The sequence below is a fragment of the Pseudomonas sp. Tav-5-1A genome (assembly GCF_055755055.1).
This window is the reverse complement of record NZ_CM146901.1, coordinates 5,762,602-5,785,874: the sequence shown is the minus strand read 5'-3', so window position 1 is coordinate 5,785,874 and position 23,273 is coordinate 5,762,602. Positions and strand designations below refer to the sequence as shown.

The following is a 23,273-nucleotide window of genomic DNA, read 5'->3' as shown; positions in this document are numbered from 1 at the left end:
GGTCAAACGGTGGACCCGTGAGTCAAGTCTAGGTTCGATTTGGTTGCCGCCCCGTCAACGCCGTGTGATGGAATTGTCAGTAGTGGTACCACTTGAGCTCCAGCATCACCTCGTTGCGTGGCCCTGCAAGCTCGCTGAAGTCGCGCTGGGCGCTCAAGCGCAGGCCCAGGTTGCGGGACAGCTCCCACTGCTGGTTGAGGCTCAGGGTGCGGCGTACCTCGCCGTTGAGGAAGTAGTCGCCCTGGGCTTCCAGGCGCAGGTTACCCAGGCGGTTGCGCCACAGCAGGCCGCTGTCGAAGCCGGCGGCGGGGGAGAGCATGGCCGAGAAGTCGTTGTTGTGTTCGAGCCGCGCGGTGCCCAGGGCGAACGCCAGGGTGTGTTCGCCCAGTTGCCAGGTGCCGCCGGCGCCGCCGTTGACGTGGCTGACCAGGGTCTCGCTGCCGTGCTTGCCCAGCACCCGTTCCAGGCCGCCGGTCACCTGCCAGGACAAGGGCTGCAGCAGCTCGTTGCGCGGGGTCATTGAACGGATGGTGGCCAGGTCCAGGCGCTGCAACTGCCAGCGGTTGCCCTCGTATTGGCGCAGCCTGGTGTTGAGGATCTCGATCTGCGCGCCCAGGGGGAAGCCCTCGCTGTTGTCGTTGAGGTCGTGGTAGGCCATGCGCAGGCCATACTCGGCGAAGTTCTTGCCGTCGCGGTTGCCCGCAGCCACCTGCCAGGTGCGCGAGTCGTGGCCGTCTTCCGGCAGGCCGGGGCGCTCTACCTGCAGCTCCGGCGGCGGGTTCTGGCTGATGGCGCGCAGCAGCTGGAAGCTGCGCTGGGCGCTGGCCGGGTCGCGCTCCTGGGCGGTGGCGCGGTAGCGCTCGAGGCGGTAGGCGGCGTCCTGGATCAGCGCCCGGCGCGGGGCCGGCAAGGCGCTGTAGGCGGGGTTCTGCAGCTGCCCGGTGTCGGCGGCCACCTTCAGCACCCACTGTTGCTCATCGGCATCCAGGGGCTTGGCACGGGCCAGCAGCTCCCGTTCGCGGGAAGGCCGGTAGTCGATCTCGCCGACGATGCCCGCCTGCTTCACCGCCTTCACCGTGTCGGTGGGGATGGCCGTCAGCGGGAATTGCCCGGTCAGCTGCAGGCTGGGGCGCGCCACTTGCAGCAGCTCCAGCAGGCGGTACGAGCAGTTTTCGTCGAAGAAGAAATAGTCGAAGCGGATCTGCTTGAGCTCCCACACGTGCTCCACCATGCGTCCGGTTTCCTCGGGCGTCAGGTCCAGGTGGTACTCCCACAGGTCGCGGTTCTCCAGGCTGCGGTATTCGGCCAGTTTCTGCTGGTAGGGCACCAGCGAGAACATGCCCGGGTAGCCGCCCGCCAGGCCCTTCCAGGCGTAGAGGATGCTGTTGTCGTTGCCCTCGATGTAGGCGCCGAAGTTGATCGCCGAACTGAGCAGCGCGGTCTTGTCCTGCCTGGCTTCGGCCTGGTCGATGCGCAGCAGGGTGTGGCCGAACATGGACGAGGGGCTGTTGAGGTAGGCCGCGGGGAACACCAGCACGGTGTGGTGGGGGGAGATTTCCTTGTACCACTGCTGGAATTCGCTGCACTCGGGCGTGGGTAAATCGTGCAGGTCCAGCTGTTGCCGCAACCAGCGGGTGCGCGCGGGAAACACGCACTGGGCCTGTTGGTTGCCCAGGCTGGCAGCGGCGTACAGCGCCGTGACCGTGGCCGCCAGTTCCTGGTCCGGGTGGTGGGCGCCGTCGGCGGCCAGGAAAAAGCGCCTGTCATCCACGTAGCTGCGCCAGCCGCCCAGTTTGGCCGCGGTGTAGTGGCCCAGGGCGAGCCAGTACGGGTCGGCTGCCAGGGCGGTGATGCGGGATGGATCCACGTGAGGTGCGGCATGCAGCGGGGCGCAGACACAGAGCGCCAGGTAAGCAAGGCGTTTGAGCATCTTTGGCAACTAAGTCAGATGGACGAAAAGGCGTGCCGCAGTGGCGTGGAAATCCCGCCCCGAAGGGCGGGCGGTTCGAGCTTAGGCCTCGGTTGCGTACTTGGCCAGGCGAGGGTCGTTTTTCAGCACGTGCAGGGTGTTGGCGTGGACATCGTCGGCGGTGACGTTGGCGGTGGTGAAGATGTCCTGGAAGTGCTGGTGAGTGACGGATTCGAAGTAGGCGCGGTCCTGTGGCGCCACGCCCAGTACCACGGCGTAGGTGGTCAGGGCTTCGCCCTGGCCCTTGGCCATGTCCTCGGACAGTTCATTCATCATGCCATTCATGGCGATCCACGACTTGCCACCGTAGGTGAGCGCGGCGTTGGTGGAGCAACCGTTGGTGCCCGAGGTCATGCCGAAGGTGGCGTTGCCCGAGGTGCCGTTGGTGGTGGATGCCAGGAAGTGCGCGGGGGTGCCGCGCTGGCCTTGGAACAGCATGTTCCCCCAACCGCAGTCCGGGCCGCCAGGGGCCTGGGCCATGGCGTTCAGCGAGACAACAGTGAAGAGCGTACCCAGAAGAATCCGTTTCATAGCTTTGTTCTCTTTTGAAGGTGCAAAACTCAAGGTTCAGGACTGCCTGGGACGGCACGGCTCCAGGACGCAGTTTGGAGTTTAGGCGGGGATTCACAGTTCAACTGAAAAACTGCCTTTTGAGCCTTACACCCATCCCCGTAGCAGCGGCCGCAAGGCCGCGTCCGCATCCACCGCGCATGTCGCTTGCAGGCTGGCGCTTATCGGCGCCAGAATGCCGTCATCTGCCCCGCCGAAGTAAGGATGCCCGATGCCTGATCCTGTTGCTGCCAGCTTGCGTCTTGCGCCAGAAGCGCTGACCCGTCCGTTTTCCGCTGAACAGTTCAGCTTCTCCACCACCAATGATCTGGAGCCCTTTCGCGGTGTGCTTGGCCAGGAACGCGCCGTGGAGGCGCTGCAATTCGGCGTGGCCATGCCCCGCCCCGGCTACAACGTATTCGTCATGGGCGAGCCGGGCACCGGCCGCTTCTCGTTCGTCAAACGCTACCTTAAGGCCGAAGGCAAGCGCCTGCAGACCCCGCCGGACTGGGTGTACGTCAACAATTTCGACGAGCCGCGCGAGCCGCGCGCCCTGGAACTGCCGCCTGGCACCGCCAGCGCCTTCATCGCCGACATCGGCGGGCTGATCGACAACCTGCTGTCGACCTTCCCGGCGGTGTTCGAACACCCTTCCTATCAGCAGAAGAAGAGCGGCATCGACCGCGCCTTCAACCAGCGTTATGACCGCGCCCTGGACGTGATCGAGCGCCTGTCGCTGGAAAAGGACGTGGCCCTGTACCGTGACAGCAGCAACATCGCCTTCACGCCCATGCTCGACGGCAAGGCGCTGGACGAGGCCGAGTTTGCTCAGCTGCCTGAGGCCGACCGCGAGCGTTTCCATTCGGACATTTCCGACCTCGAAGAGCGCCTCAACGAGGAGCTGGCCAGCCTGCCCCAGTGGAAGCGCGAGTCGGGCAACCAGCTGCGCCAGCTGAACGAGGAAACCATCACCCTGGCCCTGCAGCCGCTGCTGTCGCCGTTGTCGGAAAAATACGCCGAGAACGCTGCGGTGTGCGCCTACCTGCAGGCCATGCAGGTGTACCTGCTCAAGACCGTGGTCGAGCAACTGGTGGACGACAGCAAGACCGACGCCCAGGCGCGCAAGCTGCTCGAAGAGCAATACGCCCCCAGCCTGGTGGTCGGCCACCCGGGCAATGGCGGCGCGCCGGTGGTGTTCGAGCCGCACCCCACCTACGACAACCTGTTCGGGCGCATCGAATACAGCACCGACCAGGGCGCGCTGTACACCACCTACCGGCAGCTGCGCCCGGGTGCCTTGCACCGCGCCAATGGCGGTTTCCTGATTCTGGAAGCCGAGAAAATGCTCGGCGAGCCTTTCGTGTGGGACGCCCTGAAGCGCGCCCTGCAGTCGCGCAAGCTGAAGATGGAATCGCCGCTGGGCGAGTACGGCCGCCTGGCCACCGTCACCCTGACGCCGCAGATGATCCCCTTGCAGGTCAAGGTCATCATCATCGGCTCGCGCCAGTTGTACTACGCGCTGCAGGACGCCGACCCGGACTTCCAGGAGATGTTCCGGGTGCTGGTGGACTTCGACGAAGACATTCCCATGGTCGACGAGAGCCTGGAGCAGTTCGCCCAGCTGCTCAAGACCCGCACCTCGGAAGAGGGCATGGCGCCGTTGACCGCCGACGCCGTGGCGCGCCTGGCCACCTACAGCGCGCGCCTGGCCGAACACCAGGGGCGCTTGTCGGCACGTATCGGCGACCTGTTCCAGCTGGTCAGCGAGGCGGACTTCATTCGCCACCTGGCCAACGACGAGATGACCGACGCCGGCCACATCGACCGGGCCCTGAAGGCCAAGGCCACGCGTACCGGACGGGTGTCGGCGCGGATCCTCGACGACATGCTGGCGGGCATCATCCTGATCGACACCGACGGCGCCGCCGTGGGCAAGTGCAACGGCCTGACGGTGCTGGAGGTCGGTGATTCGGCCTTCGGCGTGCCGGCGCGTATCTCCGCCACGGTGTACCCGGGCGGCAGCGGCATCGTCGACATCGAGCGCGAGGTCAACCTGGGCCAGCCGATCCACTCCAAGGGGGTGATGATCCTCACCGGTTACCTGGGCAGCCGCTACGCCCAGGAATTCCCCCTGGCGATCTCGGCCAGCATCGCGCTGGAGCAGTCCTACGGCTACGTCGACGGCGACAGCGCCTCGCTGGGCGAGGCCTGCACGCTGATCTCGGCGCTGTCGCGCACGCCGCTCAAGCAGTGCTTCGCCATCACTGGCTCCATCAACCAGTTCGGTGAAGTGCAGGCGGTAGGCGGGGTCAACGAGAAGATCGAAGGTTTCTTCCGCCTGTGCGAGGCCCGCGGCCTGACCGGCGAGCAGGGGGCCATCATCCCTCACGCCAACGTCGCCACCCTGATGCTCGACGAGAAGGTGCTGCAGGCCGTGCGTGCCGGGCAGTTCCACGTCTACGCCGTGCGCCAGGCCGACGAGGCCCTGAGCCTGCTGGTGGGCGAGGACGCCGGTTCGCCGGACGCCAACGGCGAGTTCCCCGAGGGCAGCGTCAACGCGCGGGTGGTGGAGCGCCTGCGGGAAATTGCCGAGATGATCAGCGAGGAAGACCTCAAGGAAGCCGAGAAGGAGCACGCCGAGGCCGAACTGGCCCAGGTCAAGCCAGCCTGAGGCGGGGAGGGCGCCGGATGACCATTCGGCGCCTGACTGCGCAGTCGCACATTGCCAGCCCAGGTTTTCTTCTATCCTCAGGGCATGGATAGCCACGGGTCGCAGGATTGAAACAGCCTTCCCTTGAAGGTTGAAGCAAAAGCTTTATTGAGGAGCGACGCCATGCCGCGCAACCTCAGCCTTACTCGCCAATGCCTGGGTCTGGTGACCCGAATCGAATGCAGCATACGCCCACTGGCCGGTGATACCGGGATGTGGACACTGCTTTTTGCCGCTGGCATGGCCGGCGAACAACCCTCCGCCATCAAGTCCCAGGGGCCTTTCCCCGGCCCCACCGTGGCCGAGTCGGTGATGGAGGCCATCGTCGACAGCCTGACGCTGCACGGCTACCAGGTGGCGGGTGACCCGCAGATCTGGTCGCTGCACTTGCAGGCGCAGCTGCGCAAGATCAACGGCGAGCGCTGTCACCGCTGTTCGTCTTGAATGTCGCGGTGGGAAATTTGTGGGAGCTGGCTTGCCAGCGAGTTTTTGAGGGCCTTCAAAAACTCGCTGGCAAGCCAGCTCCCACAAGAGTGTGCACTTGGCAGGTATAATCGCGTCCCGATTTTACCGCCCAGGTGCAGTTTTCAATGGAACGCTTTATCGAAAAAACCATGTACGCCTCGCGCTGGTTGCTGGCGCCGATCTACGTGGGCTTGTCCCTGGGGCTGCTGGCGCTGGCCCTGAAGTTCTTCCAGGAGGTCTTCCACGTCATCCCCAACGTGTTCTCCATGGGCGAGGCAGACCTGATCCTGGTGCTGCTGTCGATGATCGACATGGCGCTGGTGGGTGGCCTGCTGGTGATGGTGATGCTCTCGGGCTACGAGAACTTCGTCTCGCAGCTGGACGTCGACGAAGGCGAGGAGAAGCTCAGCTGGCTGGGCAAGATGGACTCCAGTTCGCTGAAGATGAAGGTGGCCGCGTCCATCGTCGCCATTTCCTCGATCCACCTGCTGCGCATGTTCATGGACGCGCGCAACATCGAGCCGCAATACCTGATGTGGTACGTGATCATCCACATGACCTTCGTGGTGTCCGCGTTCGCCATGGGTTACCTGGACAAGATCACCAAGCACTGACCGACAGCTATCGGACGGGCGGCGTGGCGGCCGCCTTGTGCTTTGTGCGCCGCTGTACGAAAAATGAGCGGTGACATCCATTCGAATTACCTGAGGTGCAGTCATGAATTTTCAGGAACTGACCACCCACGCCAATGCCGGCATGATCGACGAGCTCAACCTGATCTCGCTCGAAGGCGGCATCTACCTGCTTGAAGCCCGCATGCACGGCAAGTCCCACCCGCTCAACGACGCCACCGGCCACGCCTTGCACCTGCGCTCGGTGGAGCATGCCCGCGACCTGCTGCAGACCCTGCCGGCCATGCCGTTCCACCTGGTGCACGGCTCGGTGCATGATGAGATGTGCGGCCTGGGCGACAGCGCCGAGGAAGACCTGCGCGTGCCCATCTCCTTCCGCTCCCGCCACTGACGGCCCGGGCAGGCTGGACTGGCCACTTCAGTGTGCTAGTCTGCTTGCCCTTTTGGTTTGGGCCCGGGGAGGCAGGCGACGTCATGGTTGCCGCTGCCGGGCCCTGCAGCGGAGCACGAAGATGTCCGAAGTAAACCTGTCCACCGACGAAACCCGCGTCAGCTACGGCATTGGCCGTCAGCTGGGTGACCAGCTGCGCGACAACCCTCCGCCGGGTGTCAGCCTGGACGCCATCCTGGCCGGCCTGACCGACGCCTTCAACGGCCTGCCAAGCCGCGTCAGCCAGGAAGACCTGTCTGCCAGCTTCAAGGTCATTCGTGAAGTGATGCAAGCCGAAGCGGCTGCCAAGGCCGAAGCGGCCGCCGGCGCTGGCCTGGCGTTCCTGGCTGAAAACGCCAAGCGCGACGGCATCACCACCCTGGCTTCGGGCCTGCAGTTCGAAGTGCTGACCGCCGGTGAAGGCGCCAAGCCTTCGCGCGATGACAGCGTGCGCACCCACTACCACGGCACCCTGATCGACGGCACCGTGTTCGACAGCTCCTACGAGCGTGGCCAGCCGGCCGAATTCCCGGTCAGCGGCGTGATCGCAGGCTGGACCGAGGCGCTGCAACTGATGAACGCCGGCAGCAAATGGCGCCTGTACGTGCCAAGCGAACTGGCCTACGGTGCCCAGGGCGTTGGCAGCATCCCGCCGCACAGCGTGCTGGTGTTCGACGTAGAGCTGCTGGACGTACTGTAAGCACTACTCACCCGTAGCAGCGGCCACCAGGCCGCGTCCCAGGCGCCACGGATCCGTGGTGGTGGCGGACGCAGCCTGCGGCAGCTGCTACGGGGTTGCGGTTCAATGCAGGCTGCTTACCGGGCACAACGCTCGGGCATAGCAGAACAGAAACAGGTTGCGCACCAGCTCCTTGAGCACGATCGGCTCGCTGGAACTCAGGCCCGACAGGTCCAGGTCACCCTGGTCGCGCAGTTCGTCCAGCGCTTCTTCTTCCAGCACCGCACACACTTCGCCCGTCTCCCGATGGAGAATGCGCAGGTAAGGGTGTGGCCGGTCCAGCCAGGCGTCGATGAGATAGGTCATGATGATTCTCCTTGAAAGCGTTCAATGAGAATAATTCTTATTCAAAGAATAGCAAGGATCTATCGCGTCAATTTTTTCGCGGCGGGGCGGGGGAGGTGGGCGGAGGCCGCAGCGGGCAGCCTCGCAACCATTCGTCGGCTCAGACCTTGCGGACGAATTCGGACTTCAGCTTCATCGGGCCGATGCCGTCGATCTTGCAGTCGATGTCGTGATCGCCGTCGCACAGGCGGATATTCTTCACCTTGGTGCCGACCTTGACCACCAGCGAAGTGCCCTTGACCTTGAGGTCCTTGATCACGGTGATGGTGTCGCCGTCCTGCAGCACGTTGCCTACCGCGTCCTTCTTCACCGCGTCATCGCCAGCCGCCTCGGTTTCACCGTTGGCCGGCCACTCGTGGGCGCATTCCGGGCACACCAGCTGGGTGCCGTCCTCGTAGGTGTATTCGGAGTTGCATTTGGGGCAGGCAGGCAGAGTGCTCACGCGGGATCCTCGGTGCGGGCAAAATAAAGGCGCGCATTGTATAGGGTTTTTAGCCCAAGGAGGAGCCGAAAGCACCGTAGCCGCTGCCGCAGGCTGCGCTGGCCCCCGAGTACACTGCAGATTTACAGTGAGGATGAGGACAAGCGCAGCCTGGCGGCAGCGGCTACAGGATCAGTGCGTACGGGCTACGGCGAATTCGCTCAGCTCGACCAGCGCGTCGCGGTATTCGCTGGGCGGCAGCACATCAAGGCAGGCAATGGCGCGCTTCACATAGTCGCGGGCCAGGTTGGCGGTGTAGGCCAGGGCGCCGGAGCTTTCCACGGCGGCGCGGATGCTTTCCAGGTCTTCGATGCCACCTTTCTGGATGGCACGACGCACCAGGGCAGCCTGCTCGGCGGTGCCTTCGCGCATGGTGTAGATCAGCGGCAGGGTCGGCTTGCCCTCGGCCAGGTCGTCACCGACGTTCTTGCCCAGGGTCTCGGCGTCGCCCTTGTAGTCCAGCAGGTCGTCGACCAGTTGGAAGGCCACGCCCAGGTGGTCGCCGAAGGTGCGCAGCGCTTCGGCCTGCTCTGGCGTGGCTTCGGCCAGGGCCGCGGCGCTGTGGGTGGACGCTTCGAAGAGCATCGCGGTCTTGCCGCGAATAACTTCCATATACACTTCTTCGGTGGTGCTGGCGTCGCGAACCTTGGATAATTGCAGCACCTCGCCCTCGGCGATGACGCGCGTGGCCTGGGACAGGATGCGCATGACCGGCATCGAGCCCAGCTCGACCATCATCTCGAACGAGCGCGAGTACAGGAAGTCGCCTACCAGCACGCTGGGGGCGTTGCCCCACATGGCGTTGGCGGTGGAACGGCCACGGCGCATGCCGGACATGTCGACCACGTCGTCGTGCAGCAGGGTGGCGGTGTGCAGGAATTCGATGGTGGCCGCCAGCAGGCGCAACTGGTCGCCTTCGCGCCCCAGGGCCTTGCCGCACAGCAGCACCAATAAAGGACGCAGGCGCTTGCCCCCGGCCGACGTGATGTAGTCACCGATTTTCGACACCAGCGGTACGCGCGAAGTCAGTTGCTTCTTGATGATGACGTCGACGGCGTTGAAATCGTCCGCCACCGCGCGGTAGAAAGCTTGGGGTTGCATCAGCGACAGGTGCTCCAGAAGGGTTGCGCGGCATGCTAGGTCTCAGGTCCGGCCCTGTCAAGGCGCGATGGACGGCCTATTGCAAGGCGGGCGGGGCTTGCGTACAATCGCGCACCCTGAACTTCCTGGGCAGCACCTGCCTTACGCAATTGCATTTGGGTCGTTCCACCCCATGCAGCCATGCCAGCCGACACTCTACTTATAAAGAGCTGGGTGAGCAGGATTATCGGAGAAATACCATGTCTTACGCAGTAATTGTTACCGGTGGCAAGCAGTACAAAGTCGCCCCGGGTGAGTACCTGAAGATCGAGAAACTGGAAGTCGCCACTGGCGAATCCGTTACCTTTGATCGCGTTCTGCTGGTCGCCAATGGCGACGACGTCAACATCGGCGCACCAGTTGTTGCTGGCGCTACCGTTGTTGCTGAAGTGATCTCCCAAGGTCGTCACGACAAGGTTCGTATCATCAAGTTCCGTCGTCGTAAGCACCACATGAAGCGCATGGGCCACCGCCAGTGGTACACCGAGATCAAAATCACCGGTATTCAGGCTTAATTTCAGCCTAATTCCTCACTAGGAGAATTGACTCATGGCACACAAAAAAGCTGGTGGTAGTACCCGTAACGGTCGCGACTCAGAAGCCAAACGCCTTGGCGTGAAGATGTATGGCGGCCAGGCTATCAAAGCAGGCAACATCATCGTGCGTCAGCGCGGCACCCAATTCCACGCTGGCTACGGCGTTGGCATGGGTAAAGATCACACTCTGTTCGCTAAAGTCGAAGGCGTGATCAAGTTCGAAGTAAAAGGCGCCTTCGGTCGTCGTTACGTGAGCGTAGTCGCGGCCTAATCGCGAGTTCGCTTGGAAAGCCCTGTCTCGCGACGGGGCTTTTTCGTTTGTGGGGTGAGTCTCTTGCAAAGGTTTGCATGGGCCGCTGGCGCGAGTATCGTTGATGGGGTCCGCCGCGCTCATTTTTGCAAGAGCCTTATGTCTTTGCTTTTTTTGGCTCGTCCGTAAGGCGAGAGGCGTTTTTCATGAAATTTGTTGATGAAGTATCCATCCGGGTAAAAGCAGGCGACGGCGGCAATGGCTGCATGAGCTTCCGCCGGGAAAAGTTCATTGAGAACGGTGGCCCCAACGGTGGTGATGGTGGTGACGGCGGCTCGATCTACATGATCGCCGACGAAAACCTGAACACCCTGGTGGACTACCGCTACACCCGTCACTTCGACGCCGAGCGCGGTTCGAACGGCGGCAGCACCGACTGCACCGGCAAGAAGGGTGAAGACCTGGAGCTGCGCGTGCCGGTCGGCACCACCGTGATTGACGCGGCCACCCAGGAAATCATCGGTGACCTGGTCAAGGCCGGCCAGCGCCTGCTGGTTGCCCATGGCGGCTGGCACGGCCTGGGTAACACTCGTTTCAAGTCCAGCACCAACCGTGCGCCACGCCAGACCACGCCAGGCAAGCCGGGCGAGCAGCGTGACCTGAAGCTGGAAATGAAAGTGCTGGCCGACGTCGGCCTGCTGGGCCTGCCGAACGCCGGCAAGAGCACCTTCATTCGCTCGGTATCGGCCGCCAAGCCGAAAGTCGCCGACTACCCGTTCACCACCCTGGTGCCGAACCTGGGCGTGGTCAGCGTCGACCGCTGGAAGAGCTTCGTCATCGCCGACATTCCCGGCCTGATCGAAGGTGCTTCCGACGGTGCTGGCCTGGGCATTCGTTTCCTCAAGCACCTGGCGCGTACCCGCGTGCTGCTGCATCTGGTGGACATGGCGCCGCTGGACGAAACCAGCCCGGCCGATGCTGCTGAAGTCATCGTCAACGAGCTGACCAAGTTCAGCCCGTCGCTGACCGAGCGCGAGCGCTGGCTGGTACTGAACAAGTGCGACCAGATCCTGGAAGAAGAGCACGAGGCGCGCGTCAAGGAAATCGTCGAGCGCCTGCAGTGGGAAGGTCCGGTCTACGTGATCTCGGCCATCGCCAAGGAAGGGACCGAGCGCCTGACTCGCGACCTGATGCGCTACCTGGAAGACCGTGCCGACCGCCTGGCCAACGACCCGGCCTACGCCGAAGAACTGCGTGACCTGGACCAGCGCATCGAAGACGAGGCGCGCGCCCAGCTGCAAGCCCTGGACGATGCCCGTGCCCTGCGCCGCAGCGGCGTGAAGAGCGTCCACGACATTGGCGAGGACGACAGCTTCTGGGATGAAGAGGACGCTGAAGACGGTCCGGAAATCATCTACGTGCGCGACTGATTGGTGGTGTTTTCTTCGCGGGCAGAGCCCGCTCCCACGCGTTGAGGCCGGTCACGGGCTCTGTGGGAGCGGGCTCTGCCCGCGAAGAGGTCGTAACTGACACACCGCTTGATGCAGGACCCGTAGTAAACTACAGCGCCGCTCCCCAGGGAGCGGCGTTTTGGTTTCTACGAATTAATTCTCCCGGGCATAGGTTGGAAGAACATGCGGAGCAAGGTGACGGGTGCGCAGCGCTGGGTCGTGAAAATCGGCAGCGCGTTGCTGACAGCTGACGGCAAGGGTCTGGACCGTGCCGCCATGGGCGTCTGGGTTGAGCAGATGGTGGCGTTGCACGAGGCTGGCGTGGAGCTGGTGCTGGTGTCGTCGGGCGCGGTAGCGGCCGGCATGAGCCGCCTGGGCTGGGCCAAGCGACCCAGTGGCATGCACGAGCTGCAGGCGGCTGCTGCCATCGGCCAGATGGGCCTGGTGCAGGCCTGGGAGTCGAGCTTTGCCGAGCATGGACGGCACACGGCGCAGATCCTGCTGACCCACGACGACCTGTCCGACCGTAAGCGCTACCTCAACGCCCGCAGCACCCTGCGCACTTTGGTGCAGCTGGGGGTGATCCCGGTCATCAACGAAAACGACACGGTGGTCACCGACGAGATCCGTTTCGGCGACAACGACACCCTGGCGGCCCTGGTGGCCAACCTGGTGGAGGCTGACCTGCTGGTGATCCTCACCGACCGTGATGGCATGTTCGACGCCGACCCGCGCAACAACCCCGATGCGCAGCTGATCTACGAAGCCCGTGCCGATGACCCGGCGCTGGACGCGGTGGCGGGTGGTACCGGTGGCGCGCTGGGCCGCGGCGGCATGCAGACCAAGCTGCGCGCTGCGCGCCTGGCTGCCCGTTCCGGTGCCCATACCATTATCGTTGGCGGGCGCCTGGAGCGCGTGCTGGACCGCCTCAAGGCCGGGGAGCGCCTGGGCACCCTGCTGTCGCCCGAGCGCGGCATGCTGGCAGCGCGCAAGCAGTGGCTGGCTGGCCACCTGCAGACGCGTGGCACCCTGACCCTGGACGCTGGTGCTGTGCAGGCTCTGCTGGAAGGTCACAAGAGCCTGCTGCCAGTAGGTGTGAAGGGTGTGCAGGGCGGTTTCCGTCGTGGCGAGATGGTGGTGTGCCTGGCGCCCGACGGGCGTGAAGTCGCCCGCGGCCTGGCCAACTACAGCGCTGCCGAGGCGCAGAAAATCATCGGCCAGTCCTCCGAGGTCATCGAGCGCCTGCTGGGCTACATCGCCGAGCCGGAGCTGGTGCACCGCGACAATCTCATCCTGGTCTGAGGAATACTCATGGGCGTGATCATCAAGGCGGCGGTCGGGCTGCTGCTGGCATTGCCGTTGTTTGCCTCGGCCGAGGAAATTGGCCAGGTGTCGACGGTGTTCAAGTTCGTGGGCCCCAACGACCGTATCGTCGTCGAGGCCTTTGATGATCCCAAGGTGCAGGGCGTGACCTGCTACCTGTCGCGCGCCAAGACCGGTGGCATCAAGGGTGGCCTGGGCCTGGCTGAAGATCGTGCCGAGGCGTCAATCGCCTGCCGGCAGGTGGGGCCCATCCGTCTGCCCGATGACCTGAAGGATGGCGAGGAGGTGTTCAAGGAGCGCACCTCGCTGGTGTTCAAGACCATGCAGGTGGTGCGCTTCCTGGACAAGAAGCGCAACACCCTGGTGTACCTGGTGTACAGCGACCGCCTCATCGAGGGTAGCCCGCAGAACGCGGTGACGGCCATTCCGATCCTGCCCTGGGCCCAGCCGTAACCGGGCGTGGTCTGACGGCTGCACATAACGGCGAGCATTGCTCGCCGTTTTTTATGCGCGGGATTAATGTACAGGTCTATAGTTCCCTCTTGAATATTATTGTAATTAATTAATCTGCGATTAATGACGGGGGTTGGTTTCCTTGGGGAAAGTACAGTATTGCTGCGCCGGGAATTTTGTTATGTGGGTTGCTGTCGGCTATTTTCGAAAATATCTTTTTAACCCGTTGAAACAAAGCGTGGCGCCTTGATTCAATGCTGAATGTTCCCTCGTTATTCACTTTCCAGGGTTGCGCTTCCCGGCTAATCCAAAGTGTTTCGGCGCATTGACACGTTTTCCGTCCATGCGTAGTGTCCCGCCCGTCGCACGCCGGCGCGACGGCAGGGCCCATGGGTCGTGGGTGTTGCCATGGAGGGGGATAGCGCTGTCCCCCTTGTAATGGTTGCAGTGTAAATTGAGTGCGAAATAATATGAAAAGCCGGATTTCGAATCAGTCGGTCGACAGCGTTCGTCTGTTGGAAAGTTCATTACTGGCAGACTTTGCCTTGTTGGCGGGGCGTGCTCATCAGCGCGGTTGGGAGTTGCGATTGCGCCGGATATTGAAGCGCATGAGCTTTCGTTATTATTCGATGTCGTTTGGTTCGGTCAAAGGGGCCGAGCCCGTTCGCCCATTGACCAACTTCCCCAGTGGCTGGCTGGAGCATTATGAGCGCGAGCGCTACCAGGACATCGATCCTATTGCTCGCCACTGTCGCCAGCACCTCAAGCCGCTGTTCTGGGAACGTGCCCAGCGTCGCGCGCGGGGGCGCACCAGGGAGTACTGGGAGGCGCTGGCGGCCGAGGGCTTGCAGGGTGGGGTCAGCATTCCGCTGCGCGGCAAGACGCTGGTGGGGTCGCTCAGCGTGGCACATGTTGCGGGGGAGGGGGTGCAGGTTGGGCGTGACGATGACCTGGGCATGTTGTTCATGCTGGTGCCCTACCTGATCGAGGGTTTGCAGCGGCGCATGGTCATCGAGCAGTCGCCAGAGACCTGCCTGACGCTCAAGGAGGCGGAGTGCCTGGGCTGGGCGAGCATGGGCAAGACCAGTTGGGAAATTGGTCGCATCATCGGCTGTGCCGAGCGCACCGTGGACTTTCACATCGCTAACGCGGGCCACAAGCTGGGCTCGACCAATCGCGGGCATGCGATTGGCATTGCCGTGTCCCAGGGCCTGATCACGTTTTAAGCGGTAGCTTTATCGCGGGCAACAAAAAACCGACCCTAGGGTCGGTTTTTTGGTACATCAAGCAATTGCTTAGGCGGCAGCCTGAACCAGTGCTTTGATGTGGCCATTCAGACGGCCTTTATGGCGAGCAGCCTTGTTCTTGTGGATGATGCCTTTATCGGCCATACGGTCGATAACTGGCACGGCCAGAACGTAAGCAGCTTGTGCTTTTTCGGCGTCTTTTGCGTCAATGGCTTTGACTACATTCTTGATGTAGGTGCGGACCATGGAACGCAGGCTGGCGTTGTGGCTGCGACGCTTCTCAGCCTGTTTAGCACGTTTTTTGGCGGAAGGTGAGTTGGCCACCGTCGAGCTCCTCGAAAGACTTTTTAAATAGCAAACAAAATAGGCCGCGAATCATGCCGATGACTGGATCTATTGTCAAGGGTGGGTGAGACGTTCCGCTGAGTGGTCACTCTCCAGAGTGAAGTGATTCACTTCTGGCGCATGACCTGTAAACTCGCGAGTTTTGGCTCTGCCTGCTGATGCGGCGCGGAGTATCGCACAGTTGGGCGCATTCTCGCGCTGCTCTTTCGTCCAGAAGGCAGAAAAATCTTTCGATGAATCTTCTCAAGTCACTGGCTGCGGTCAGCTCCATCACCATGATCTCGCGGGTGCTGGGCTTCGTGCGCGACACCCTGATCGCCCGTATCTTCGGCGCCGGCATGGCTACCGACGCCTTTTTCATTGCCTTCAAGCTACCCAACCTGTTGCGGCGGATCTTCGCCGAAGGGGCTTTCTCCCAGGCCTTCGTGCCGATCCTGGCCGAGTACAAGAGCCAGCAGGGCGAGGAGGCCACGCGCACCTTCATTGCCTATGTAGCCGGCATGCTGACCCTGGTGCTGGCCCTGGTGACGGTGGCGGGGATGATCGCCGCGCCGTTCGTCATCTGGGTCACGGCCCCGGGTTTTGCCGACACGCCGGAAAAATTCCAGCTCACGGCTGACCTGCTGCGGGTGACCTTCCCCTATATACTGCTGATCTCGCTGTCATCGTTCGTCGGCGCCATCCTCAACACCTGGAACCGTTTCTCGGTGCCGGCCTTTACCCCGACGCTGCTGAACATCGCGCAGATCATCTTCGCGCTGTTCCTGACCCCCTATTTCCACCCGCCCATCATGGTGCTGGCCTGGGGCGTGCTGGCCGGTGGCCTGGCGCAACTGCTGTACCAGCTGCCGCACCTGAAGAAGATCGGCATGCTGGTGCTGCCGCGCTTCAGCTGGCGCGACACCGGCGCGCTGCGGGTGATGAAACAGATGGGGCCGGCGATCCTCGGCGTGTCGGTGAGCCAGATCTCGCTGATCATCAACACCATCTTCGCCTCGTTCCTGGCGGCGGGCTCGGTGTCGTGGATGTACTACGCCGACCGGCTGATGGAGCTGCCGTCCGGCGTGCTGGGCGTGGCCCTGGGCACCATCCTGCTGCCCACCCTGGCCAAGACCTACGCCAACCGTGACCGCCAGGAATACTCGCGCATCCTGGACTGGGGCCTGCGCCTGTGTTTCATGCTGGTGCTGCCGTGTTCCGTGGCCCTGGCGCTGCTGTCCGAGCCGCTGACCGTGGCGTTGTTCCAGTACGGCAAGTTCGACGCCTTCGATGCCTCCATGACCCAGCGCGCACTGATTGCCTACGCCGTGGGCCTGCTGGGGATCATTCTGATCAAGGTGCTGGCCCCTGGCTTCTATGCCCAGCAGAACATCCGCACGCCGGTGAAGATCGCCATCTTTACCCTGGTGGCCACGCAATTGATGAACCTGGTGTTCATCGGCCCGCTGGCCCACGCCGGGCTGGCCCTGGCTATCAGCGGCGGTGCCTGCCTGAACGCCGGGCTGCTGTTCTGGCAACTGCGCAAGCAGGACATGTTCCAGCCGCAGCCGGGCTGGATGACATTTTTCGTCAAGTTGTTGCTGGCAGTAATCGCCATGGCCGCCGTGCTGCTGGGCTTGATGCACTATATGCCGGCCTGGTCCGACGGCCAGATGCTGGCGCGTTTCCTGCGCCTGGGCGCCCTGGTATTGACAGGCGTGGTAGTGTATTTCGGTGTGCTGTTCGCGTTCGGCTTCCGGCTGCGGGACTTTGCCCGCCGCGGGCTGGCCTGACCGTCCGGCGTCGGTTTTCCGGTTTAGTGCCCCATGGCGGGCGGTGGCGCCTGTCGCCAGCGCCCGTGTGTGGTTATAATCGGCCACTTTATGAGCAAGAAGCGCGTTATGCAGCTGGTTCGAGGCCTCCACAACCTGCGGCCCCAACATCGGGGCTGTGTCGCCACTATTGGCAACTTTGACGGTGTTCACCGTGGCCACCAGGCTATCCTGGCGCGGCTGCGCGAGCGTGCCCGGGAGCTGGGCGTGCCCAGCTGCGTGGTGATCTTCGAGCCGCAGCCGCGCGAGTACTTCGCCCCCGAGACGGCCCCGGCGCGCCTGGCGCGCCTGCGTGACAAGCTCGCGCTGCTGGCCGAGGAGGGCGTCGACCGCGTGCTGTGCCTGGCCTTCAACCAGCGCCTGAGCAAGCTCAGCGCCGCCGAGTTCGTCGACACCATATTGGTCGATGGCCTGGGTGTGCAGCACCTGGAAGTGGGGGATGACTTCCGCTTCGGCTGCGACCGCCTGGGCGACTTCGACTTCCTGATGCAGGCAGGCGTGGTCCAGGGCTTCACCGTGGAAGCGGCGCAGACCGTCGAGCTCGATGGCGTGCGCGTCAGCAGCACGCAGGTGCGCAAGGCCCTGGCCGCCGCCGATTTTTCCCTGGCCGAGCAACTGCTCGGCCGCCCGTACCGCATTGCCGGGCGGGTGCTGCACGGCCAGAAGCTGGCCCGCCAACTGGGCTGGCCCACCGCCAACGTGCAGCTCAAGCGCCGTCGCGTACCGTTTACCGGGGTGTACCAGGTAAGCGCCGAAATCGACGGCACGCTATGGCCGGGAGTCGCCAACATAGGCGTGCGGCCAACCGTTGCAGGTGATGGCAGTGCCCACCTGGAAGTACATTTGCTGGACTTTGCCGGTGACCTCTATGGCCGGCGTTTGACGGTGGTATTCCACCACAAGCTGCGTGATGAGCAGCGTTTCGCCTCCCTTGAGGCGCTGAAGTCGGCGATCGATGCGGATGTCGCCGCCGCCCGAGCCTATGCCCTTGAGCATCGGCCAACTGCTAACCCAAGAGCCTGAAATGACCGACTACAAAGCCACGCTAAACCTTCCGGACACCGCCTTCCCAATGAAGGCCGGCCTGCCCCAGCGCGAGCCGCAAACTCTGCAGCGCTGGGACAGCATTGGCCTGTACCAGAAGCTGCGTGAGATTGGCAAGGACCGTCCAAAGTTCGTCCTGCACGACGGTCCTCCGTACGCCAACGGCAGCATTCACATCGGTCATGCGGTCAATAAGATCCTCAAGGACATGATCATCCGTTCCAAGACCCTGGCCGGCTTCGATGCGCCGTACGTGCCGGGCTGGGACTGCCATGGCCTGCCGATCGAGCACAAGGTCGAAGTCACCCACGGCAAGAACCTGGGCGCCGACAAGACCCGCGAGCTGTGCCGCGCCTACGCCAGTGAGCAGATCGAGGGCCAGAAGGCCGAGTTCATCCGCCTGGGTGTGCTGGGTGACTGGGCCAACCCGTACAAGACCATGAACTTCACCAACGAGGCCGGCGAGATCCGCGCCCTGGCGGAAATGGTCAAGAACGGCTTCGTGTTCAAGGGCCTGAAGCCTGTGAACTGGTGCTTCGACTGCGGTTCGGCCCTGGCCGAGGCGGAAGTGGAATACCAGGACAAGAAATCCGACACCATCGACGTGGCCTTCAACGTCGCCGACCAGCAGAGCCTGGCCGACGCCTTCGGCCTGCCGGGCCTGGAAAAGACCGCCGCCATCGTCATCTGGACCACCACCGCGTGGACCATCCCGGCCAACCAGGCGCTGAACGTGCACCCCGACTTCACCTACGCCCTGGTGGACGTCGGTGACCGCCTGCTGGTCCTGGCCGAAGAGCTGGTGGAAGCCTGCCTGAGCCGCTACGGCCTGACCGGCAACGTGATTGCCACCGCCAAGGGCTCGGCCCTGGAAAACATTCACTTCCAGCACCCGTTCTACCACCGCACTTCGCCAGTCTACCTGGCCGAGTACGTGGAACTGGGCGCCGGCACCGGCGTGGTTCACTCGGCGCCTGCCTACGGTGAAGACGACTTCGTGACCTGCAAGAAGTACGGCATGGTCAACGACGACATCCTCAACCCGGTGCAGAGCAACGGCGTGTACGTGGACTCGCTGGAGTTCTTCGGTGGCCAGTTCATCTGGAAGGCCAACCCGAACATCATCGCCAAGCTGGCCGAAGTCGGCGCGCTGATGAACACCGAGACCATCAGCCACAGCTACATGCACTGCTGGCGTCACAAGACCCCGCTGATCTACCGCGCCACCGCGCAGTGGTTCGTGGGCATGGACAAGCAGCCTGTCGAAGGCGCCACCCTGCGCAACCGCGCGGTGAAAGCCATCGAAGAGACCAAGTTCGTCCCGGCCTGGGGCCAGGCGCGCCTGCACTCGATGATCGCCAACCGTCCGGACTGGTGCATCTCGCGTCAGCGCAACTGGGGCGTGCCGATCCCGTTCTTCCTGCACAAGGAAAGCGGCGAGCTGCACCCACGCACCGTCGAGCTGATGGAAGAAGTCGCCAAGCGCGTTGAAGTGGAAGGCATCGAGGCCTGGTTCAAGCTGGACGCCACCGAGCTGCTGAGCGCCGAAGCGGCCCAGTACGACAAGATCAGCGACACCCTGGACGTGTGGTTCGACTCCGGCACCACCCACTGGCACGTGCTGCGCGGTTCGCACCCGATGGGCCACGAGACCGGCCCGCGCGCCGACCTGTACCTGGAAGGTAGCGACCAGCACCGCGGCTGGTTCCACTCGTCGCTGCTGACCGGCTGCGCCATCGACAACCACGCGCCGTACCGCGAGCTGCTGACCCACGGCTTCACCGTGGACGAGAACGGCCGCAAGATGTCCAAGTCGCTGGGCAACGTCATCGCCCCGCAGAAGGTCAACGACACCCTGGGCGCCGACATCATGCGCCTTTGGGTATCGGCCACCGACTACTCGGGCGAAATGGCCGTGTCGGACACCATCCTGCAGCGCAGCGCCGACGCCTACCGTCGTATCCGCAATACCGCGCGCTTCCTGCTGTCGAACCTGTCGGGCTTCAACCCGGCCACCGACCTGCTGCCGGCCGAGGAAATGATCGCCCTGGACCGCTGGGCCGTCGACCGCGCCCTGCTGCTGCAGCGCGAGCTGGAAGAGCACTACGGCGAATACCGCTTCTGGAACGTGTACTCCAAGATCCACAACTTCTGCGTGCAGGAGCTGGGTGGTTTCTACTTGGACATCATCAAGGACCGCCAGTACACCACCGGCGCCAACAGCACCGCACGCCGTTCGTGCCAGACCGCGCTGTTCCACATCTCCGAGGCGCTGGTGCGCTGGATCGCGCCGATCCTGGCGTTCACCGCCGACGAGCTGTGGCAGTACCTGCCGGGCGAGCGCAACGAATCGGTGATGCTCAACACCTGGTACCAGGGCCTGACCGAACTGCCGGAAGGCTTCGAGCTGGGTCGCCAGTACTGGGAAGGCGTGATGGCGGTGAAGACCGCGGTCAACAAGGAACTGGAGAACCAGCGTGCGGCGAAAGCTATCGGTGGCAACCTGCAGGCCGAAGTCACCCTGTACGCCGACGAAACCGTGAGCGCCGACCTGGCCAAGCTGGGCAACGAGCTGCGCTTCGTGCTGATCACCTCCAAGGCCACGGTCGCGCCGTTCGTCGATGCCCCGGCCGATGCCGTGGTCACCGAAGTGGCGGGCCTGAAGCTGAAAGTGGTCAAGTCCGGCTACACCAAGTGCGCCCGTTGCTGGCACTTCCGCGATGACATCGGCGTGAACGCCGAGCATCCGGAAATCTGCGGCCGTTGCGTCGACAACATCAGCGGTGCCGGTGAGGTACGTCACTATGCCTAAGGCCGATGCCGGGCGCTTCGGGCGCCTGGGCTGGCTCTGGCTGAGCGTGCTGGTCCTGGTCCTCGACCAGGCCAGCAAGTTCTACTTCCAGAGCAACCTGAGCCTGTACCAGCAGATGGTGGTCATTCCCGACTACTTCAGCTGGACCCTGGCCTACAACACCGGTGCGGCGTTCAGCTTCCTGGCTGACAGCTCGGGCTGGCAGCGCTGGCTGTTCGCGCTGATCGCCGTGGTGGTCAGCGCCGTGCTGCTGGTGTGGCTCAAGCGCCTGGGGCGCAACGAGAACTGGCTGGCCGTGGCGCTGGTGCTGGTGCTGGGCGGCGCGCTGGGCAACCTGTACGACCGCATCGTGCTGGGCCACGTGATCGACTTCGTGCTGGTGCACTGGCAGAACCGCTGGTACTTCCCGGCGTTCAACCTGGCCGACAGCGCCATTACCGTGGGCGCCGTGATGCTGGCCCTGGATATGTTCAAGAGCAAGAAAACCGGAGAAGCGGTCAATGACTGAGCAGCGTATCGCTCAAAACACCGAAGTGACCCTGCACTTCGCCTTGCACCTGGAAAACGGTGACACCGTCGACAGCACCTTCGACAAGGCCCCGGCCGTGTTCAAGGTCGGCGACGGCAACCTGCTGCCAGGCTTCGAGGCCGCCATCTTCGGCTTCAAGGCCGGGGACAAGCGCACCGTGGTCGTGCCGCCGGAGAACGCCTTCGGTCAGCCCAACCCGCAGAACGTGCAAATCATGCCACGCTCCCAGTTCCAGGACATGGAGCTGTCGGAAGGCCTGCTGGTGATTTTCAACGACGCGGCCAATACTGAACTGCCTGGCGTGGTAAAAGCGTTCGACGACGCGCAAGTGACCGTCGACTTCAACCACCCGCTGGCTGGCAAGACCCTGAACTTCGAAGTGGAAATCATCGACGTCAAGGCTCTTTGAGCCTGACGCCAGCGCGCTGACACGAGGCCTAGCATGCAAATCAAACTCGCCAACCCCCGTGGCTTCTGCGCTGGCGTGGACCGGGCGATCGAAATCGTCAACCGCGCCCTGGAAGTCTTCGGCCCGCCGATCTACGTGCGCCATGAAGTGGTGCACAACAAGTTCGTGGTCGAAGACCTGCGCAACCGCGGGGCCATCTTCGTCGAGGAACTGGACCAGGTGCCGGACGACGTCATCGTCATCTTCAGCGCCCACGGGGTTTCCCAGGCCGTGCGCCAGGAAGCTGCGGGCCGTGGCCTGAAGGTGTTCGACGCCACCTGCCCGCTGGTGACCAAGGTGCACATCGAGGTCGCCCGCTACAGCCGTGACGGCCGCGAATGCATCCTGATCGGCCACGCCGGCCACCCCGAGGTGGAAGGCACCATGGGCCAGTACGACGCCACCAACGGCGGCACCATCTACCTGGTGGAAGACGAGAAGGACGTTGCCACGCTCGATGTGCGCAACCCCGACAACCTCGCCTTCGTCACCCAGACCACCCTGTCGATGGACGACACCAGTCGCGTCATCGACGCCCTGCGCGCACGCTTCCCCAACATCGGCGGCCCGCGCAAGGACGACATCTGCTACGCCACGCAAAACCGCCAGGACGCGGTCAAGCAGCTGGCCGACGAGTGCGACGTGGTGCTGGTAGTGGGCAGCCCCAACAGCTCCAACTCCAACCGCCTGCGCGAGCTGGCCGAGCGCATGGCCACCCCGGCGTACCTGATCGACGGTGCCGAGGACATGCAAAAGGCCTGGTTCGACGGCGTGCAGCGCATCGGCATCACCGCCGGCGCGTCGGCACCCGAAGTGCTGGTGCGCGGCGTGATCGACCAGCTGCATGCGTGGGGCGCCACGGGCGCCGAGGAACTGGACGGCCGCCCGGAGAACATCACGTTCTCGATGCCCAAGGAACTACGCGTCAAGGCGATCTGAACGTTGTACTGAACAAAGGGCCTCATGGGCCCTTTTGTTTGTCAGGTGCACGCGGCCGGACATGGCCACCACCACCTGATAATCGCTGTAGCCCAGCCCATCGCACACATGGATAGTACCGGCCAGAAAGCCGCCGCCTTCCAGCCTTCCCCAGCCATTGGCATTGAAGCGCACCTGGCCGCGCACCGGGCCGTTGCCTTGCACCCGCACCTTGGGGTTGCCCTGGTGCACCCGTAGCACTGCCTCGTCAGGCGCCACCACGATCCGCCAGCCATTGGCCCAGTTGCCTTCCAGTGGATGCATCAGCACATCGCGGCCGCGCAGCACCGCCTCGGTGCGCGTGGCACGCAGGCTGTCGTGCAGCTCCTGCGCCAGCACCTGGCGGCGCAGTGCCTGGGTCATGCTCTGGTAGTGGGGGAGGGCCAGATGCATCAGCACCCCGGCGACCGCCGTGGCGATCATCAATTGCAGCAGTGAAAAACCTTGTTGGTGCATGCCTGTGCTCCTTGCGTGGCAAACCCGAGACGTCTTTGTACAGATGAACGCTGATCCCTCTGGAACAACCGTATATCCTGTGCCGTGCTTTGGCGCAGGCACTGCTGGTTTATAGTCCAGCGCATCCGGG

General features: G+C 63.5%; 24 protein-coding genes. 17 read left to right on the top strand and 7 right to left on the bottom strand.

Translation table 11 applies throughout. The features are described from left to right. Positions 1–76: 76 nt before the first annotated feature. Together AC0J42_RS26700 and AC0J42_RS26695 are read right to left on the bottom strand one after the other, a co-directional pair. The gene (locus tag AC0J42_RS26700) at positions 77–1,930 is read right to left on the bottom strand and encodes an Lnb N-terminal periplasmic domain-containing protein (protein ID WP_473004521.1); all 1,854 of its coding nucleotides are present in this window, start codon (positions 1,928–1,930) and stop codon (positions 77–79) included. A gap of 81 nt (positions 1,931–2,011) precedes the next feature. Then, a complete protein-coding gene (locus tag AC0J42_RS26695) occupies positions 2,012–2,500 on the bottom strand; it encodes a DUF3015 domain-containing protein (protein WP_416426970.1) in 489 nt (162 codons plus the stop codon). Between the two features lie 250 nt (positions 2,501–2,750). Between AC0J42_RS26695 and AC0J42_RS26690 the strand changes: the two genes are divergently transcribed. From AC0J42_RS26690 to AC0J42_RS26670, 5 genes are all read left to right on the top strand, one after another. Further along, positions 2,751–5,189: a Lon protease family protein gene (locus AC0J42_RS26690; RefSeq protein ID WP_416426969.1), complete on the top strand. Its 2,439-nt coding sequence runs from the start codon at positions 2,751–2,753 to the stop codon at positions 5,187–5,189. A gap of 162 nt (positions 5,190–5,351) precedes the next feature. Continuing rightward, positions 5,352–5,672 carry a PA4575 family protein gene (locus AC0J42_RS26685; RefSeq protein WP_416426968.1) on the top strand — a complete coding sequence of 107 codons (321 nt, stop codon included), beginning with the start codon at positions 5,352–5,354 and terminating at the stop codon, positions 5,670–5,672. Positions 5,673–5,818: 146 nt separating this feature from the next. Next, positions 5,819–6,307, top strand: a complete 489-nt coding sequence (locus AC0J42_RS26680) for a TIGR00645 family protein (protein WP_027981200.1) — start codon at positions 5,819–5,821, stop codon at positions 6,305–6,307. 103 nt (positions 6,308–6,410) lie between these two features. Next, positions 6,411–6,716, top strand: a complete 306-nt coding sequence (locus AC0J42_RS26675) for a DUF6482 family protein (RefSeq protein WP_416426967.1) — start codon at positions 6,411–6,413, stop codon at positions 6,714–6,716. Positions 6,717–6,837: 121 nt separating this feature from the next. Next, entirely contained in the window at positions 6,838–7,455 is a 618-nt protein-coding gene (locus AC0J42_RS26670; protein ID WP_416426966.1) for an FKBP-type peptidyl-prolyl cis-trans isomerase, read from the top strand. Between the two features lie 102 nt (positions 7,456–7,557). Here the strand turns inward: AC0J42_RS26670 and AC0J42_RS26665 are convergent, their stop codons facing one another. The 3 genes from AC0J42_RS26665 to AC0J42_RS26655 all read right to left on the bottom strand — a co-directional run bounded on the left by AC0J42_RS26665 (position 7,558) and on the right by AC0J42_RS26655 (position 9,421). Beyond that, positions 7,558–7,800, bottom strand: coding sequence for a PA4570 family protein (locus AC0J42_RS26665; protein ID WP_473004520.1), 243 nt, complete (start codon positions 7,798–7,800; stop codon positions 7,558–7,560). A 139-nt stretch (positions 7,801–7,939) separates the two neighbouring features. Next, positions 7,940–8,281, bottom strand: coding sequence for a zinc ribbon domain-containing protein YjdM (locus AC0J42_RS26660; RefSeq protein ID WP_473004519.1), 342 nt, complete (start codon positions 8,279–8,281; stop codon positions 7,940–7,942). A gap of 171 nt (positions 8,282–8,452) precedes the next feature. Then, positions 8,453–9,421 (bottom strand): polyprenyl synthetase family protein, encoded by a 969-nt coding sequence (locus AC0J42_RS26655; protein WP_416426964.1) that lies wholly within the window; start codon positions 9,419–9,421, stop codon positions 8,453–8,455. Positions 9,422–9,660: 239 nt separating this feature from the next. Between AC0J42_RS26655 and rplU the strand changes: the two genes are divergently transcribed. From rplU to AC0J42_RS26625, 6 genes are all read left to right on the top strand, one after another. Continuing rightward, complete coding sequence (gene rplU / locus AC0J42_RS26650; protein ID WP_007950961.1) at positions 9,661–9,975, top strand: 50S ribosomal protein L21; 315 nt, start codon at positions 9,661–9,663, stop codon at positions 9,973–9,975. A gap of 34 nt (positions 9,976–10,009) precedes the next feature. Further along, positions 10,010–10,267, top strand: coding sequence for a 50S ribosomal protein L27 (gene rpmA, locus AC0J42_RS26645; RefSeq protein WP_003281574.1), 258 nt, complete (start codon positions 10,010–10,012; stop codon positions 10,265–10,267). Between the two features lie 185 nt (positions 10,268–10,452). Then, positions 10,453–11,676 (top strand): Obg family GTPase CgtA, encoded by a 1,224-nt coding sequence (gene cgtA / locus AC0J42_RS26640; RefSeq protein WP_416426963.1) that lies wholly within the window; start codon positions 10,453–10,455, stop codon positions 11,674–11,676. Positions 11,677–11,880: 204 nt separating this feature from the next. Further along, complete coding sequence (proB, locus tag AC0J42_RS26635) at positions 11,881–12,999, top strand: glutamate 5-kinase (RefSeq protein WP_416426962.1); 1,119 nt, start codon at positions 11,881–11,883, stop codon at positions 12,997–12,999. A 9-nt stretch (positions 13,000–13,008) separates the two neighbouring features. Further along, entirely contained in the window at positions 13,009–13,473 is a 465-nt protein-coding gene (locus AC0J42_RS26630; protein WP_473004516.1) for a CreA family protein, read from the top strand. A gap of 470 nt (positions 13,474–13,943) precedes the next feature. After that, positions 13,944–14,699, top strand: a complete 756-nt coding sequence (locus AC0J42_RS26625) for a LuxR family transcriptional regulator (protein ID WP_473004515.1) — start codon at positions 13,944–13,946, stop codon at positions 14,697–14,699. Positions 14,700–14,768: 69 nt separating this feature from the next. On the opposite strand, the gene rpsT is transcribed toward AC0J42_RS26625, so the two are convergent. Continuing rightward, positions 14,769–15,044, bottom strand: a complete 276-nt coding sequence (rpsT, locus tag AC0J42_RS26620; protein ID WP_027981210.1) for a 30S ribosomal protein S20 — start codon at positions 15,042–15,044, stop codon at positions 14,769–14,771. Between the two features lie 254 nt (positions 15,045–15,298). Between rpsT and murJ the strand changes: the two genes are divergently transcribed. The 6 genes from murJ (at position 15,299) to ispH (ending at position 22,648) form a co-directional block, all read left to right on the top strand. After that, positions 15,299–16,837: a murein biosynthesis integral membrane protein MurJ gene (gene murJ, locus AC0J42_RS26615; RefSeq protein ID WP_416426959.1), complete on the top strand. Its 1,539-nt coding sequence runs from the start codon at positions 15,299–15,301 to the stop codon at positions 16,835–16,837. A 108-nt stretch (positions 16,838–16,945) separates the two neighbouring features. Beyond that, positions 16,946–17,899 (top strand): bifunctional riboflavin kinase/FAD synthetase, encoded by a 954-nt coding sequence (ribF, locus tag AC0J42_RS26610; protein ID WP_416426958.1) that lies wholly within the window; start codon positions 16,946–16,948, stop codon positions 17,897–17,899. Between the two features lies 1 nt (position 17,900). Beyond that, positions 17,901–20,732, top strand: coding sequence for an isoleucine--tRNA ligase (ileS, locus tag AC0J42_RS26605; RefSeq protein ID WP_473004513.1), 2,832 nt, complete (start codon positions 17,901–17,903; stop codon positions 20,730–20,732). Continuing rightward, a complete protein-coding gene (gene lspA / locus AC0J42_RS26600) occupies positions 20,725–21,240 on the top strand; it encodes a signal peptidase II (RefSeq protein ID WP_416426956.1) in 516 nt (171 codons plus the stop codon). Before ileS ends, lspA begins: the two co-directional genes overlap by 8 nt. Next, positions 21,233–21,670, top strand: a complete 438-nt coding sequence (fkpB, locus tag AC0J42_RS26595; RefSeq protein WP_416426955.1) for an FKBP-type peptidyl-prolyl cis-trans isomerase — start codon at positions 21,233–21,235, stop codon at positions 21,668–21,670. Before lspA ends, fkpB begins: the two co-directional genes overlap by 8 nt. Positions 21,671–21,703: 33 nt before the next feature. Further along, on the top strand, positions 21,704–22,648 hold the full coding sequence (gene ispH / locus AC0J42_RS26590) for a 4-hydroxy-3-methylbut-2-enyl diphosphate reductase (RefSeq protein WP_416426954.1): 945 nt from the start codon (positions 21,704–21,706) through the stop codon (positions 22,646–22,648). Here the strand turns inward: ispH and AC0J42_RS26585 are convergent. Beyond that, positions 22,628–23,143 (bottom strand): GspH/FimT family pseudopilin, encoded by a 516-nt coding sequence (locus tag AC0J42_RS26585; protein WP_473004512.1) that lies wholly within the window; start codon positions 23,141–23,143, stop codon positions 22,628–22,630. The two genes, ispH and AC0J42_RS26585, sit on opposite strands and share 21 nt — an antisense overlap. Positions 23,144–23,273 lie beyond the last annotated feature (130 nt).

What these genes read in the sequence shown, in the direction of transcription:
- proB (WP_416426962.1), top strand. Translation starts at nt 11,881, where the DNA reads ATGCGGAGCAAGGTGACGGGTGCGCAGCGCTGGGTCGTGAAAATCGGC.
- AC0J42_RS26625 (WP_473004515.1), top strand. Translation starts at nt 13,944, where the DNA reads ATGAAAAGCCGGATTTCGAATCAGTCGGTCGACAGCGTTCGTCTGTTG.
- ribF (WP_416426958.1), top strand. Translation starts at nt 16,946, where the DNA reads ATGCAGCTGGTTCGAGGCCTCCACAACCTGCGGCCCCAACATCGGGGC.
- AC0J42_RS26655 (WP_416426964.1), bottom strand. Translation starts at nt 9,421, where the DNA reads ATGCAACCCCAAGCTTTCTACCGCGCGGTGGCGGACGATTTCAACGCC.
- AC0J42_RS26680 (WP_027981200.1), top strand. Translation starts at nt 5,819, where the DNA reads ATGGAACGCTTTATCGAAAAAACCATGTACGCCTCGCGCTGGTTGCTG.
- lspA (WP_416426956.1), top strand. Translation starts at nt 20,725, where the DNA reads ATGCCTAAGGCCGATGCCGGGCGCTTCGGGCGCCTGGGCTGGCTCTGG.
- ispH (WP_416426954.1), top strand. Translation starts at nt 21,704, where the DNA reads ATGCAAATCAAACTCGCCAACCCCCGTGGCTTCTGCGCTGGCGTGGAC.
- AC0J42_RS26695 (WP_416426970.1), bottom strand. Translation starts at nt 2,500, where the DNA reads ATGAAACGGATTCTTCTGGGTACGCTCTTCACTGTTGTCTCGCTGAAC.
- AC0J42_RS26690 (WP_416426969.1), top strand. Translation starts at nt 2,751, where the DNA reads ATGCCTGATCCTGTTGCTGCCAGCTTGCGTCTTGCGCCAGAAGCGCTG.
- rpmA (WP_003281574.1), top strand. Translation starts at nt 10,010, where the DNA reads ATGGCACACAAAAAAGCTGGTGGTAGTACCCGTAACGGTCGCGACTCA.
- ileS (WP_473004513.1), top strand. Translation starts at nt 17,901, where the DNA reads ATGACCGACTACAAAGCCACGCTAAACCTTCCGGACACCGCCTTCCCA.
- AC0J42_RS26670 (WP_416426966.1), top strand. Translation starts at nt 6,838, where the DNA reads ATGTCCGAAGTAAACCTGTCCACCGACGAAACCCGCGTCAGCTACGGC.
- rplU (WP_007950961.1), top strand. Translation starts at nt 9,661, where the DNA reads ATGTCTTACGCAGTAATTGTTACCGGTGGCAAGCAGTACAAAGTCGCC.
- fkpB (WP_416426955.1), top strand. Translation starts at nt 21,233, where the DNA reads ATGACTGAGCAGCGTATCGCTCAAAACACCGAAGTGACCCTGCACTTC.
- AC0J42_RS26675 (WP_416426967.1), top strand. Translation starts at nt 6,411, where the DNA reads ATGAATTTTCAGGAACTGACCACCCACGCCAATGCCGGCATGATCGAC.
- cgtA (WP_416426963.1), top strand. Translation starts at nt 10,453, where the DNA reads ATGAAATTTGTTGATGAAGTATCCATCCGGGTAAAAGCAGGCGACGGC.
- AC0J42_RS26630 (WP_473004516.1), top strand. Translation starts at nt 13,009, where the DNA reads ATGGGCGTGATCATCAAGGCGGCGGTCGGGCTGCTGCTGGCATTGCCG.
- AC0J42_RS26585 (WP_473004512.1), bottom strand. Translation starts at nt 23,143, where the DNA reads ATGCACCAACAAGGTTTTTCACTGCTGCAATTGATGATCGCCACGGCG.
- AC0J42_RS26685 (WP_416426968.1), top strand. Translation starts at nt 5,352, where the DNA reads ATGCCGCGCAACCTCAGCCTTACTCGCCAATGCCTGGGTCTGGTGACC.
- AC0J42_RS26665 (WP_473004520.1), bottom strand. Translation starts at nt 7,800, where the DNA reads ATGACCTATCTCATCGACGCCTGGCTGGACCGGCCACACCCTTACCTG.
- murJ (WP_416426959.1), top strand. Translation starts at nt 15,299, where the DNA reads ATGAATCTTCTCAAGTCACTGGCTGCGGTCAGCTCCATCACCATGATC.
- AC0J42_RS26700 (WP_473004521.1), bottom strand. Translation starts at nt 1,930, where the DNA reads ATGCTCAAACGCCTTGCTTACCTGGCGCTCTGTGTCTGCGCCCCGCTG.